A 12,298-nucleotide genomic window follows, 5' to 3' on the forward strand; every position below is an offset into this window, starting at 1 on the left:
GGTGGTCCGCCTCACACGTCAGCGGGCCTGCGCGGCACCTGCACCCGACGTGGGACGATGAACACGACCCCGTACCGGAATGGATGTCTGAGTGACGACGTACGCCGACCGCACGTTCACCCCGCCGGAGCGCATCCGGAACTTCTGCATCATCGCCCACATCGACCACGGCAAGTCGACGCTGGCCGACCGGATGCTGCAGATCACGGGCGTGGTCGACGAGCGCGCGATGCGCGCGCAGTACCTCGACCGCATGGACATCGAGCGCGAGCGCGGCATCACGATCAAGGCGCAGAACGTCCGGCTGCCCTGGACGGTGGCCGGCACCGACCACGTCCTGCACCTGATCGACACCCCCGGGCACGTCGACTTCACCTACGAGGTCTCGCGCGCGCTGGAGGCCTGCGAGGGCGCGATCCTGCTGGTCGACGCGGCACAGGGGATCGAGGCGCAGACGCTGGCGAACCTCTACCTCGCCCTCGAGAAGGACCTGACGATCATCCCGGTCCTCAACAAGATCGACCTGCCGGCCGCGGACCCGGACCGCTACGCCGCGGAGATCGCGCACATCATCGGCTGCGAGCCCGGGGACGTGCTGCGGGTCAGCGCGAAGACGGGCCTGGGCGTCGAGGCGCTGCTCGACGAGGTCGTGAAGCAGGTCCCGGCGCCGGAGGGGGACGCGGACGCCCCCGCCCGGGCGATGATCTTCGACTCGGTCTACGACACCTACCGCGGCGTCGTCACCTACATCCGCGTGGTCGACGGCAAGATCGTCCCGCGCGAGCGGATCAAGATGATGTCGACCGGCGCGACCCACGAGCTGCTCGAGGTCGGCATCGTGTCGCCCGAGCCGAAGGCGAGCGAGGGCCTCGGCGTGGGCGAGGTCGGCTACCTGATCACCGGGGTGAAGGACGTCCGGCAGTCGAAGGTCGGCGACACCGTCACGAGCCAGCGCCGCGGCGCCACCACGCCGCTCACCGGCTACCGCGAGCCGCGGCCGATGGTCTACTCGGGCCTCTACCCGGTGGACGGCTCGCAGTACCCGGACCTGCGCGAGGCCCTGGACAAGCTGCAGCTCAACGACGCCGCGCTCACCTACGAGCCGGAGACCTCGGCGGCGCTGGGCTTCGGCTTCCGCTGCGGCTTCCTCGGCCTGCTGCACCTGGAGATCACCCGGGACCGGCTCGAGCGCGAGTACGACCTCGACCTCATCTCGACCGCGCCCAACGTGGTCTACCGGGTGCTGAAGGACGACGGCACGGAGATGACCGTGACGAACCCGTCGGACTGGCCCACGGGCAAGGTCGCCGAGATCCACGAGCCGATCGTCAAGGTCACGATCCTGGCGCCGTCGGAGTTCATCGGCGCCATCATGGAGCTCTGCCAGAGCCGGCGCGGTCAGCTGGGCGGGATGGACTACCTGTCCGAGACGCGCGTCGAGCTGCGGTACACCATGCCGCTCGCCGAGATCATCTTCGACTTCTTCGACGCGCTGAAGTCCCGCACCCGCGGCTACGCCTCGCTCGACTACGAGGAGGCCGGCGAGCAGCAGTCGGACCTGGTGAAGGTCGACATCCTGCTGCAGGGCGAGCCGGTCGACGCCTTCTCCGCGATCGTGCACAAGGACGCGGCCTACTCGTACGGCACCACGATGGCCGCGAAGCTGCGCGAGCTGATCCCGCGGCAGCAGTTCGAGGTGCCCATCCAGGCCGCGGTCGGGTCGCGCATCATCGCGCGCGAGACCATCCGCGCGATCCGCAAGGACGTCCTCGCCAAGTGCTACGGCGGCGACATCAGCCGCAAGCGCAAGCTGCTGGAGAAGCAGAAGGAGGGCAAGAAGCGCATGAAGACCATCGGCCGGGTCGACGTGCCGCAGGAGGCCTTCGTGGCGGCGCTGTCCACCGAGTCGAGCGCGGACAAGGCCAGGAAGTAGCCCACCGGGGCGGGTCGGGGCGGGGACGCGGTCGGGCGACCGGGGTCTCCAGGGCCCGGCGTCGCTGCTGGAGCCGGGTACGGGGCGAGGGAGCCGGGGAGCTCGGGAGTCGCTGGGGGAGCTCTACTCGGGGTCGGGGTTCGCCAGGTCTTCGAGGAGGCGGGCGAGCTGCACGCGTTCGGGGGTCCGTACCGCGCCGAGTGCGGTGCCCACCCGGCGCTCGATGCTCCCGCACACCCGCTCGACGACCTCGCGTCCGCCTGCGGCGAGATGCACCAGCACCCGTCTTCGGTCCACCGGGTCGTTCTGCCGATAGGCGTGCCCGTCGGCGACCAGGCGGTCGACGACGCGCGTCGCGGTGGGGGCCGGGAGAGCGGTGTGCGACGCGATCTCACCCATGCTGCGGCCTCCGCCGCGGGCGAGCATCAGGAGCACGCGCCAGCCGTCGCGGCTGACGCCGTGCGCCGAGGTGGCCGGGGTGAGCGACGCCGCGACGGCGCGCTCCACCCGGTCGAGGAGCTCGACGAGACCGGGGACGCGCGGCGCCGGGACGGTCATCGTTCGACCGTGCACCGGCGCCGAGGGACTAAGTGGCTCAGGCACGATGACCGACTGTACTTGCTGAGCGGCACGTTTGCCGCAGTTCGCGAGGAGAAGACCGCTACAGCAACGTTGCCGGTGTCAGTGCGTGAACACGATCTTGCCCGCTGTATCCCCCTCGAGCATCGCCCGGAAGCCCTCCTCGGCCCGCTCGAGGGGCAGTTCGAGGCCGATCTCGGGGGTGATGCCGGCGTTGGCGACGAAGCTGAGCAGGTCCGCCAGCTCCTGCCGGGTGCCCATCGTGGAGCCCTCGACGCGGAGCTGGAGGAAGAACAGCCGCTGCAGGTCGGCGCCCGGGTTGGGGCCGGAGGTGGAGCCGCAGCAGATGATGGCGCCGCCGGGGCGCAGGGCACGCATGGAGTGCTTCCAGGTGGCCTCGCCGACCGACTCGAACACGGCGTCGACCTTGCCGGGCAGCTTCGCGCCGGACTCGAAGACGGCGTGCGCGCCGAGCTTCTCGGCAAGGTTGCGCTTGTCCTCCGTGCGTCCGGTCACCCAGACCGTCATCCCGGCCGCGCGGCCGAGCTGGACCAGCGCCGTGGACACCCCGCCGGAGGCGCCCTGCACGAGCATCGTCTGCCCGGGGTGGAGCCCGGACTTGGTGAACAGCATCCGGTAGGCGGTGAGCCACGCGGTACCCATCACGGCGGCCTGGCTCGCCGTGATGCCCTCGGGCTTGGGGACGGCGTTGCGCTTGGGGACCGCGATGAAGTCCGCCATCGCGCCCTGGTGCTTCTCGGTGAGCAGCGTGCGCTTGGGGTCGAGCGTCTCGTCGCCGCTCCACGTCGGGTCGCCGATGATCGAGTGCAGGACGACCTCCGTGCCGTCCTCGAGGGTGCCGGCCCCGTCGCACCCCAGGATCATCGGGAACTGCTCGGGCTTGATGCCCACGCCCCGGAGCGTCCAGAGGTCGTGCATGTTGAGGCTGGCGGCGGTGACGCGGACCTTGACCCAACCCTCGGGGACCTCGGGCTCGGGGCGCTCGCCGACGGTCAGCGAGTCGAGCGGAGCGTCGGCGTTGGGCTCAGCGGCGTAGACGGCGAACATGCCCAGAACCTAACCCGCCCGACCCGGCGCTACCGTGTGAAGCGTGGTGAGGGCGATCGCGGACTGGTGGGACGCGCTGGAGCTGTGGCTGACGCAGCTCGCGTTCCCGCTGCAGGTCGGGCTGGCCGTCGTGGTGGTGCTGCCGCTGTGCTGGGCCGTCGCCGGTCTGCTGGACCGGGTCGCCGGTGTGGTCACCGACGCGCTCGCCCGTCGGAAGCGACCCTGATCAGGGGGCCAGGTCCCGCCACTCCGGGATGGGGGTGTCCGCCCCGTCCACGATCGCGCCGCCGCAGGCGCCGGCGAGCGCGGAGAGCACCTCGGAGCAGCCGTCGTCGATGCGGAGTGCGGCCAGCGGGTCGCCCCGGGTCTCGCCCCGGTTCACGATGACCACCGGCACGTCGTGCTTCGCGGCGTGCTTCACGAACCGCAGCCCGGACATGACGGTCAGCGACGAGCCGGCCACGAGGAGCGCACCGCCGGCGGGCCGCAGCGCGTCGACCATCGCGTAGGCGCGGGCGACCCGGTCCTTCGGCACGTTCTCCCCGAAGAACACGACGTCCGGCTTCAGCGGGCCGCCGCACGTCGTGCAGCCGACCAGCCGGAAGCCCTCGGTGCGCTCGAGCAGGACGTCGCCGTCGGGCGCGGTCTCGATCTCCGGGCCGACGGAGTCGGCGAACCCCGGGTTGGCCTCCTCGAACCGCTCCTGCAGCACGGCCCGCGAGCTGATCTCCCGGCAGGACAGGCAGATCACGTCCGCGATCCGGCCGTGCAGGTCGATCAGGGTGCGGTTCCCGGCCTCGCCGTGCAGGCCGTCGACGTTCTGCGTGATCAGGCCCTGCAGCACGCCGCGGCGTTCGAGATCGGCGAGGGCGAGGTGCCCCGGATTCGGCACGGCGCGGCGCATCCGGCCCCATCCGACGTGGCTGCGCGCCCAGTACCGGCGTTGCGCGGCGGGCCCGGAGACGAACTCGCCGTAGGTCATCGGACGGCGCAGGGGCGAGCCCGGACCGCGGTAGTCCGGGATGCCGGAGTCGGTGGAGAGCCCGGCCCCGGTCAGGGCGACGAGCGGGCGCCCGGCGAGCAGGTCGAGCGCCGCGTCGACGGGCACGGCCAGGGCGTTCTGCACGATCTCCAGCGTACGTGGCGCGAATGTCCAATGCCGCGCGCTCGGGTTCGGCGAGGCTCTCGGGCATGAACGAGCAGAGCCTGTTCTCCGACGCCGTCGACCTCGCCGTCGCCGCCGTCCGCGGCGCCGCGGCCGACCGGTACGCCGACCCGACCCCCTGCACCGACCTCACCGTGGCCGACCTGGTGAACCACGTCGCGTTCGGCTTCCTGCTGGCGCACCACGCCGCCACCCGCGAGCCCTGGCCGGAGGCGTGGGGCGCGGAGGACCGGGCGCCGTTCCTGCGGGACCTGCCGGAGCGGGAGTGGGCCGCCGCCGCGGAGAAGGAGGGCGCCGCGGCCGCCGCCGCGTGGGCGGATCCGGCGGTGTGGGAGGGCGAGTCCCACCTGGGCGGCGGCCCGATGCCCGCGGCCGCGATCGGCGCGATGATGACCGGCGAGTTCGTGGTGCACGCCTGGGACCTCGCCATGGCGACCGGGCAGGAGTTCACCGTCTCGCCGGAACTGGGCGAGGCCACGCTGGAGGCGATGACCGGCATGGCCGCGATGGGCCGCGAGGCCGGGTGGATCGGCGCCGAGGTAGCCGTCGACGCCGGTGCGTCCGCGTTCGAGCGCGCGCTCGGGGTGAGCGGGCGGGACCCGGCCCGGCGGCCCTGAGGGCACCCGCGCGGCTCAGCCGGGGGTGACCCAGCTGGGCTTGCGCTTCTCGCCGAAGGCGCGGATGCCCTCCTGGCCCTCCTCGCCGGCGAAGTAGTCCGCGGACAGGGCGTTCATCTCGGCGAAGTCGTCGGACAGGGAGCTGGGGCGTTCGCGGTGCAGCAGGTCCTTGACGCCGGCGAGGGCGCCGGGTGCGCCGAGGCGGAGCATCTCGACGTAGCGGGTGACCTCGGCGTCGACCCGGTCGGCGGGAACGGCCCGGTTCAGCAGCCCGATGGACGCGGCGCGGGGGGCGTCGAAGGTCTCGCCGGTGAGGAAGAGCTCGTGCGCGGCGCGGGGCAGCAGCCGGGGGAGCACGGTCACGGAGATGACCGCGGGAACCACGCCGAGGCGGACCTCGGTGAAGGCGAAGGTGGTGGTGTCGGCGGCGATCGCGATGTCGCAGGCGGCGACCAGGCCGACGCCGCCGGCGCGGGCCGGGCCGGTGAGCCGGGCGACGACGGGCGTGGGGGAGGTCCAGATCGTCTCGAGGATCCGGGGGACCTCGTTGATGCCCTGCTTCTCGGCGCTCTTCCCCCTGGACTCCTTGAGGTCCATGCCCGCGCAGAAGACGGTGCCGGTGTGGGTCAGCACGATCACCCGCGCGTCCTCGTCGGCGATCGCGGCGTCGAGGTGCCCGATCAGCTCGCGACGCAGCTGCGCGGACAGCGCGTTGCGGTTGGCGGGGGAGTCGAGGGTGATCGTCGCGACGCCGTCGGCGATGTCGCGGTGCACGAGTTCGCTCACGCCCGGACCCTACCCAGCCCCTCCCCCGCGGGCACCGGCTCAGGCGTCGGCGGTGCCGTGGGCCGCGAGCCAGTCCCGCGCCCGCTTGGGCGAGGCGCGGGACAGCCAGGCGTCCTGCACGATCTCGGCCAGCTCGTCGCGGCCGATCTCGTGCAGGCGCGAGGCCCGCAGCAGCACGGACGGGTGGCCGTTGAAGTGCGGCGTGGTGAAGAAGGGCGAGTCCGGGTCCTGGACCAGCGCGGTCTTGTCCTCGTCCCCGCCGACCCAGAAGACGATCACGTCGTCGTAGCGTTCGCCGGTGTCGGGGTCGACGGCGTCGGGCCGGGGCGTGCGGAAGAAGACGAACGACTTGCCGCCCACCTGGTACACCGCGTTGCCGGCGTTTCCGTCCACGCGCGTGACGTGCGGCATCCCGGCGGCCAGCTCGTGGACGTCCTCGACCCGGGCCGGGCGGGTCCGCGCTGCAGGAGCCACCCGGCGGATGCTGTCAGACCGCGAACAGCTGGTCCAGGTCCGCGAAGGCCTTGAACTCCAGCGCGTTGCCGGCCGGGTCGAGGAAGAACATCGTGTGCTGCTCACCCGGCTCGCCCGCGAACCGGACGTACGGCTCGATCACGAACTCCACGCCCGCCGCCCGCACCCGCTCGGCCAGCGCGGCGAACTCCGGGACCGGCAGGACCACGCCGAAGTGCGGGACCGGGACCTCGTGCCCGTCGACCGGGTTGCCGCCGGCGACCCCGCGGTGCCCGGGGACCAGGTGCGTGACGACCTGGTGGCCGTGCACGTCCCAGTCGGTCCAGGCCTCGGACGAGCGCCCGCGCGGGAAGCCCAGGACCTCGCCGTAGAAGCGCCGGGCCGCGTCGATGTCGTCGACCGGGATCGCGAGGTGGAAGGGCGGGCGCGCACTCATCCGACGGGCCGCTCGAAGGTGACGAGCAGGCCCTCGACCCCGCCCGGCCCGATGCGCCCCTTGACGTCCGCGCTCGTGATCGTCCTCAGCTGCCAGCCGTCGGCGGCCTCGTTGTTGAGCACCTTCTCCAGCTTGTCCGCGGAGAGCTTGCCCCCGATCATCCCCTCGCGGAGCTGGACCACCTTGTACTCGAATCGCCGTGCCATGCGTCCGAGCATGCCAGCGGCCGGGTCCGGGCGGGGCATTCACGAACGTTCCGCAGGAAGCCATGATGGGGCCGACGCCGCCGACGCCGAGGTCGGCCGGCGCGGAGGGAGACGCCCGTGACCGCCGTGTGCACCGGCTCCGACACCGACGGCACCCAGGAGTACTCGCTCGTGGGGGTGCCCGAGCGGGACCGCGAGGAGCTCTGGGAGCAGGTCGTCTCGGAGGCGCACGCGCCCATGGCGCTGCGGTTCGCCGCAGGCCGGCCGGCGCGGCCCTTCCACGGCGTCGTGCGACGACGGCGGATCGGCGATCTCGAGCTCGTCGACTGCGAGTCCGACCCCTGCGACGGCGTGCGCGCCCGCTCCCGGATCGGCAGCACGGACGAGGACCTCGTCGGCGTCCTGGTGACGCGCTCGGGTGGCGAGCTCGTGCTGCAGGGCGGGGACGGGCGCCGGCTCCGCCCGGGTGACCTGCTGGTCTGGGAGGGCCGCCTGCCCGCCCGCTTCTCGGTCCGCGGGCGCTTCGCCAAGCGCACCCTGATCACCCGGCGGTCCGCGCTCGACGAGGTCCTGGGGCGGGGCTGGACGATCGGGCCCCGGCCGCTCGACGGGGCGGACCCCGCGGCGCGCCTGCTCGTCGCCTACCTCGACCTGCTGGCCGGGTCGGGGGAGCTGCCGCCCGCCGCCGTCGCGGCGGCCCGCAACGCCACGTTGGAGCTGGTCGCGGGCCTGGTCCGGGCCACCGGTGACGCGCCGCAGGGGCCCGGGCTGCGCGCGGCGATGGAGGCGTGGATCGACCGCCACCTCGGCGAGGAGATCACGCCCGCGGCGATCGCGGCCGCGCACGGGGTGTCGGTGCGCACGGTGTACCGGGCGTTCGAGTCCTCGGGCGACACGGTCGGCGCCCACGTCCGTGGCCGACGGCTGCTGCGGGCGCGCGCCGAGCTGGCCGCCGGCTCCGAGCCCGTCGCGCTGATCGCCAGGACCTGGGGCTTCAGCGACTCCAGCCACTTCTCCCGGGCCTTCCGTGCCCGCTTCGGCACGTCGCCGAGCGCCTACCGGGCGGCCCAGCGCCGATGACCGGCTCCGCTGGCAGGGAACGGCCGGATTCCGGCAGGCAGGTGCATGACTCGGCCGCCCCGCGCTCCGCAGGATCGAGGTGACCCGGATCACCCCGACGATGTGGAGAGCCGATGCGGTCGATCTTCTTCCATCTCATGCCCTACCGGGACCTCCCGGCCGACTTCGAGCAGCGCTACGAGAGCATCTGGATCACCCCGCCGAACACCGAGCTGTGCGACCCGAGGAAGGTCGCGCAGTACTACCAGTGGAACCTCGACGAGCTGGAGCTGGCCGACCGGCTCGGCTTCGACGGAGTCGGGGTGAACGAGCACCACCAGAACGGCTACGGCTTCATGGCCTCGCCGAACCTCATGGCCGCCGCGCTGGCCCGGCGCACGCCCAACAACTCCGCGATCATGGTGCTGGGCAACACCCTCGCCCTGTACTCGCCCGCCACCCGGGTGGCGGAGGAGTTCGCGATGCTCGACGTCCTCTCCAACGGGCGCCTGGCCGCCGGCTTCCCCGTCGGCACCTCGATGGACGTCAACTTCTGCTACGGCATCCCGCCGACCCAGACCCGGCCGCGGTTCCGCGAGGCCGAGGAGCTGATCACGCAGGCCTGGACGCGGCCCGGGCCCTTCACCTTCAACGGCCGCTACAACCAGCTGCGCTACGTCAACCCGTGGCCGCAGCCGCTGCAGAAGCCGCACCCGCCCGTCTGGCTGGCCGGCGGCGGGTCCGTCGAGACGTGGGAGCTGGCGGCGGCGAAGAACTACACCTACAGCTACCTGTCCTTCTTCGGCGCCAAGTTCGGCAAGAAGCTGATGGACGGCTTCTGGGCGAAGATGGACGAGCTCGGCGTCGACCGGAACCCGTTCCGCGCGGGGTTCGCGCAGCAGATCTGCGTGTCCGAGACGGACGAGCGGGCCGAGCAGGAGTACCTCGAGCACGTCACGTACTTCTTCAACAAGTGCCTGCACATCCCGTCCTACTTCTTCGAGGCGCCGGGCTACCGCACGCGCAAGTCCACCGAGTTCGCGATCAAGACGAACCAGCCGGGCGCGATCGCCGCGGCCGCGGCGCTGGAGAAGAACTGGAAGACGCTCAACGAGGAGGGCTTCATCATCGCCGGCAGCCCGTCCACCGTGGCCGACCGGCTGATCGAGGTCGCCAAGACCCTGCGGGTGGGCAACCTGCACGCCCTGCTGCAGATCGGCTCGATGCCGCACGAGCTGACGAAGAAGAACATCACGCTGTTCGCCGAGGAGGTCATGCCGCGGATCCGGCACATCTGGGACGCCGAGGGCTGGACACACGAGTGGTGGCCGTCCGGTGCGGCCAGCCGAGCGGTGACGGGAGTCCAGGCATGAGCGAGCTCGCGAGCGAGTCGGCAGTGCAGTCCACCACCGAGTCCCCGGTCGACGAGCGGATCGTCCAGGTCGGACCCATCGCGGCCCGCGTGCTGGTCGCCGGCACCGGCGAACCCCTGCTGTTCCTGCACGGCGCCGGCGGGCTGTTCTGGGACCCGTTCCTGGAGGAGCTGGCCCGCCGGCACACCGTCTACGCGGTCGAGCACCCCGGCGCCAACGTCTCCGAGGACCTCGACCACCTGCCCGGCCTGTGGGAGCTCGTCCTCTTCTACGACGAGCTGCTCGACGCCCTCGGGCTCGACGCCGTCCGCGTCGTCGGGCACTCCTTCGGCGGCATGGTCGCCGCGGAGCTGGCCGCCAACTCGCCGCGCCGGGTCTCCCGGCTGGTCCTGCTGTGCCCCGTCGGGTTCTGGCGCGAGGACCATCCGGTGCCGGACATCGCGGGCATCCCGCCGGAGACGCTGCCGCAGCTGGTGCTGGCCGACCCGGAGGGCCCGCTCGCGGCCACGCTCAGCCCACCCGCCGACGACCCGCAGGCGCTGTTCGAGGCCGCGATGCGGATGGCCAGCATCCTGCACTTCATCTGGCCGCTCCCGGACAAGGGCCTGTCCCGGCGCATCCACCGGGTGAGCGCGCCGACCCTGCTCGTCTGGGGGGAGCAGGACCGGCTCGTCGACCCCGCCTACGCCGAGGAGTTCACCTCGCGCCTGCGGGACTCGCGGCTGGCCCTGGTGCCGGACGCGGGACACCTCCCGCAGCTCGAACAGACCGGTGCCGTCCTGGCGCAGGTGCTCCCGTTCCTGGAAGGACCTTCCTGACATGCCGCTCGACCCGCAGATCGAGGCCCTGCTCGCGCAGATGGCCGAGCAGGGCGCGAAGGCGCCGGAGAGCATGACCGTCGCCGAGAACCGGGCGATGATCGACGACCTGGCCGGGCTCGCCGGGCCGCCCGCGGAGCTCGCCCGCGTCGAGGACACCAGCGCGCCGGGGCCGGACGGCGAGATCCCCGTCCGCGTGTACGTCCCGCCGGGCGACGGGCCGCTGCCCGTGCTCGTCTACTACCACGGCGGCGGCTGGGTGATCGGCAACCTGGACAGCCACGACGCACTCTGCCGTGCGCTCGCCGCGCGGGCGGGCTGCCTGGTCGCGGCGGTGGACTACCGGCTCGCACCCGAGCACCGCTTCCCGGCCGCGGTCGACGACGCCTACGCCGCACTGACCTGGGCCGCCGAGAAGATCGGCGACCACGGCGGCGACCCGGCGCGGCTCGCGGTCGGCGGGGACAGCGCCGGCGGGAACCTCGCGGCCGTCGTCGCGCAGCTGGCGAAGAAGCAGGGCGGGCCGCCGATCGCGTTCCAGCTGCTGGTCTACCCGGCCACCGACCGCTTCGACGACAGCCCGTCCATGCGGGAGAACGCGCTCGGCCCGCTGCTGTCCCGGGCCTGGATCGAGTGGTTCCTCGGCTGCTACCTGAACTCGCCGGACGACGGCCTGGACCCGCGGGTCTCGCCCGGCCGGGCCGAGGACCTGAGCGGCCTGCCGCCGGCCCTGGTGATCACCGCCGAGTTCGACCCGCTGCGCGACCAGGGCGCCGCGTACGTCGGGAAGCTGCGGGAGGCCGGCGTCGACGCGCAGCTGCTGCCGGTCGACGGCATGATCCACGGCTTCTTCCAGATGGCCGGGGTGCTCGACAAGGCCCGCGAGACCCTCGACAAGGCCGGCGACGCCCTGCGCTCCGCCCTCGCCTGAGCACCCCGCCCCCGCCGCCGACCTACCCGAAGCGCCTGCGCAGGTAGTCGGCGCTGGGGGCGTCGGCGGGGAAGAAGGACTCCACCGCGACCTCCTCCAGGGTGATGTCCAGCGGCGCGCCCAGCACCGAGACCGTCGAGAAGAAGGTCAGCAGCCCGTCGGGGTGGCGCAGCCGCAGCGGCAGCACGACCCGGTTGCGGGGATGGGCGTCCGGGTCGAGGCCGAGGGTGCGGCAGTGCCCCACCAGCTCGTCGAGCAGGGCGCCCAGCGCCGGATCGGCCGAGCGGTCGGCCTGCCGGCGCAGCCGCGAGACGAGGTGGGCGGCGTACTCGTCGAGGCCCTCGACGTAGCGGGCGAGCCCGCGCGGGTGCAGGGCGAGCCGCAGCACGTTGGCCGGCGGCTCGAGCAGGCCCGGGTCCACCAGCTCGACGAACACCGTGACGGCCGTGTTGGCGTCGATCATGTCCCACTGCCCGTCGACCAGGACGGCGGGGAAGGGGTCGTGCGCCGCCAGCAGCCGGTTGAGCGAGCGGTGCACCTCGGCCATCTCCGACGAGTGCAGCGAGTGCTGCGAGTAGGCGGGCGCGAACCCGGCCGCGACCAGCAGCTCGTTGCGGGCGCGCAACGGCAGGTCCAGCTCCTCGGACAGGTGCAGCACCATCTCCCGGCTGGGCCGGGAGCGCCCCGTCTCCAGGAACGACAGGTGCCGCGCGGACACCTCGGCCTTGTTGCCGAGGTCCAGCTGGGTGAGCCGGCGGCGCTGCCGCCACTCCCGCAGCAGGCCGCCGAAGGCCGTCTCGACCGGGACCGTCACCGCTGTCATGACCCGAACGATACGAAGCCGGGCGCGGCC

At 72.8% G+C, this 12,298-nt stretch carries 15 protein-coding genes; 7 read left to right on the forward strand and 8 right to left on the reverse strand.

Annotated elements, in window-relative coordinates; translation table 11 throughout:
- Positions 1-91 precede the first annotated feature (91 nt).
- A complete protein-coding gene (gene lepA, locus ABD990_RS02945; RefSeq protein WP_345378132.1) occupies positions 92-1,933 on the forward strand; it encodes a translation elongation factor 4 in 1,842 nt (613 codons plus the stop codon).
- Between the two features lie 123 nt (positions 1,934-2,056).
- Here the strand turns inward: lepA and ABD990_RS02950 are convergent, their stop codons facing one another.
- Together ABD990_RS02950 and ABD990_RS02955 are read right to left on the reverse strand one after the other, a co-directional pair.
- The gene (locus ABD990_RS02950) at positions 2,057-2,491 is read right to left on the reverse strand and encodes a MarR family winged helix-turn-helix transcriptional regulator (RefSeq protein WP_345378133.1); all 435 of its coding nucleotides are present in this window, start codon (positions 2,489-2,491) and stop codon (positions 2,057-2,059) included.
- A gap of 123 nt (positions 2,492-2,614) precedes the next feature.
- Positions 2,615-3,580: a zinc-binding dehydrogenase gene (locus ABD990_RS02955; RefSeq protein ID WP_345378134.1), complete on the reverse strand. Its 966-nt coding sequence runs from the start codon at positions 3,578-3,580 to the stop codon at positions 2,615-2,617.
- A 43-nt stretch (positions 3,581-3,623) separates the two neighbouring features.
- Here ABD990_RS02955 and ABD990_RS02960 point away from each other — a divergent pair, with 43 nt between their 5' ends.
- Positions 3,624-3,806, forward strand: a complete 183-nt coding sequence (locus tag ABD990_RS02960; RefSeq protein WP_345378135.1) for a hypothetical protein — start codon at positions 3,624-3,626, stop codon at positions 3,804-3,806.
- Here ABD990_RS02960 and ABD990_RS02965 read toward each other — a convergent pair whose 3' ends face one another.
- Positions 3,807-4,706 carry a Sir2 family NAD-dependent protein deacetylase gene (locus tag ABD990_RS02965; protein WP_345378136.1) on the reverse strand — a complete coding sequence of 300 codons (900 nt, stop codon included), beginning with the start codon at positions 4,704-4,706 and terminating at the stop codon, positions 3,807-3,809.
- A gap of 65 nt (positions 4,707-4,771) precedes the next feature.
- On the opposite strand from ABD990_RS02965, the gene ABD990_RS02970 reads away from it, so the two are divergent.
- Positions 4,772-5,362 (forward strand): TIGR03086 family metal-binding protein, encoded by a 591-nt coding sequence (locus ABD990_RS02970; RefSeq protein WP_345378137.1) that lies wholly within the window; start codon positions 4,772-4,774, stop codon positions 5,360-5,362.
- A 15-nt stretch (positions 5,363-5,377) separates the two neighbouring features.
- Here the strand turns inward: ABD990_RS02970 and ABD990_RS02975 are convergent, their stop codons facing one another.
- From ABD990_RS02975 to ABD990_RS02990, 4 genes are read right to left on the reverse strand one after another with little or no spacing between them, the layout of a single operon-like run.
- Positions 5,378-6,148, reverse strand: a complete 771-nt coding sequence (locus ABD990_RS02975; RefSeq protein ID WP_345378139.1) for an enoyl-CoA hydratase-related protein — start codon at positions 6,146-6,148, stop codon at positions 5,378-5,380.
- A 39-nt stretch (positions 6,149-6,187) separates the two neighbouring features.
- On the reverse strand, positions 6,188-6,622 hold the full coding sequence (locus ABD990_RS02980) for an MmcQ/YjbR family DNA-binding protein (RefSeq protein ID WP_345378140.1): 435 nt from the start codon (positions 6,620-6,622) through the stop codon (positions 6,188-6,190).
- 13 nt (positions 6,623-6,635) lie between these two features.
- Positions 6,636-7,058, reverse strand: coding sequence for a VOC family protein (locus ABD990_RS02985; protein ID WP_345378141.1), 423 nt, complete (start codon positions 7,056-7,058; stop codon positions 6,636-6,638).
- On the reverse strand, positions 7,055-7,264 hold the full coding sequence (locus ABD990_RS02990) for a DUF4177 domain-containing protein (RefSeq protein ID WP_345378142.1): 210 nt from the start codon (positions 7,262-7,264) through the stop codon (positions 7,055-7,057). Before ABD990_RS02990 ends, ABD990_RS02985 begins: the two co-directional genes overlap by 4 nt.
- 117 nt (positions 7,265-7,381) lie before the next feature.
- On the opposite strand from ABD990_RS02990, the gene ABD990_RS02995 reads away from it, so the two are divergent.
- From ABD990_RS02995 to ABD990_RS03010, 4 genes are all read left to right on the forward strand, one after another.
- Positions 7,382-8,344 carry a helix-turn-helix domain-containing protein gene (locus ABD990_RS02995; RefSeq protein WP_345378143.1) on the forward strand — a complete coding sequence of 321 codons (963 nt, stop codon included), beginning with the start codon at positions 7,382-7,384 and terminating at the stop codon, positions 8,342-8,344.
- A gap of 113 nt (positions 8,345-8,457) precedes the next feature.
- Positions 8,458-9,696 (forward strand): LLM class flavin-dependent oxidoreductase, encoded by a 1,239-nt coding sequence (locus tag ABD990_RS03000; protein WP_345378144.1) that lies wholly within the window; start codon positions 8,458-8,460, stop codon positions 9,694-9,696.
- The gene (locus tag ABD990_RS03005) at positions 9,693-10,514 is read left to right on the forward strand and encodes an alpha/beta fold hydrolase (protein ID WP_345378146.1); all 822 of its coding nucleotides are present in this window, start codon (positions 9,693-9,695) and stop codon (positions 10,512-10,514) included. The genes ABD990_RS03000 and ABD990_RS03005 overlap by 4 nt, the downstream gene beginning before the upstream one ends.
- A gap of 1 nt (position 10,515) precedes the next feature.
- Entirely contained in the window at positions 10,516-11,445 is a 930-nt protein-coding gene (locus tag ABD990_RS03010) for an alpha/beta hydrolase (protein ID WP_345378147.1), read from the forward strand.
- 22 nt (positions 11,446-11,467) lie between these two features.
- On the opposite strand, the gene ABD990_RS03015 is transcribed toward ABD990_RS03010, so the two are convergent.
- A complete protein-coding gene (locus tag ABD990_RS03015) occupies positions 11,468-12,268 on the reverse strand; it encodes a helix-turn-helix domain-containing protein (protein ID WP_345378148.1) in 801 nt (266 codons plus the stop codon).
- Positions 12,269-12,298: the final 30 nt, after the last annotated feature.

It is taken from the genome of Pseudonocardia yuanmonensis (assembly GCF_039542425.1).
Lineage (GTDB): Bacteria > Actinomycetota > Actinomycetes > Mycobacteriales > Pseudonocardiaceae > Pseudonocardia > Pseudonocardia yuanmonensis.

Bases quoted from the DNA above. Each gene is read 5' to 3' on its own strand.
- ABD990_RS03005 (WP_345378146.1), top strand. From the start codon at position 9,693: ATGAGCGAGCTCGCGAGCGAGTCGGCAGTGCAGTCCACCACCGAGTCC.
- ABD990_RS03000 (WP_345378144.1), top strand. From the start codon at position 8,458: ATGCGGTCGATCTTCTTCCATCTCATGCCCTACCGGGACCTCCCGGCC.
- ABD990_RS02970 (WP_345378137.1), top strand. From the start codon at position 4,772: ATGAACGAGCAGAGCCTGTTCTCCGACGCCGTCGACCTCGCCGTCGCC.
- ABD990_RS02950 (WP_345378133.1), bottom strand. From the start codon at position 2,491: ATGACCGTCCCGGCGCCGCGCGTCCCCGGTCTCGTCGAGCTCCTCGAC.
- ABD990_RS02990 (WP_345378142.1), bottom strand. From the start codon at position 7,264: ATGGCACGGCGATTCGAGTACAAGGTGGTCCAGCTCCGCGAGGGGATG.
- ABD990_RS02955 (WP_345378134.1), bottom strand. From the start codon at position 3,580: ATGTTCGCCGTCTACGCCGCTGAGCCCAACGCCGACGCTCCGCTCGAC.
- ABD990_RS02985 (WP_345378141.1), bottom strand. From the start codon at position 7,058: ATGAGTGCGCGCCCGCCCTTCCACCTCGCGATCCCGGTCGACGACATC.
- ABD990_RS03015 (WP_345378148.1), bottom strand. From the start codon at position 12,268: ATGACAGCGGTGACGGTCCCGGTCGAGACGGCCTTCGGCGGCCTGCTG.
- ABD990_RS03010 (WP_345378147.1), top strand. From the start codon at position 10,516: ATGCCGCTCGACCCGCAGATCGAGGCCCTGCTCGCGCAGATGGCCGAG.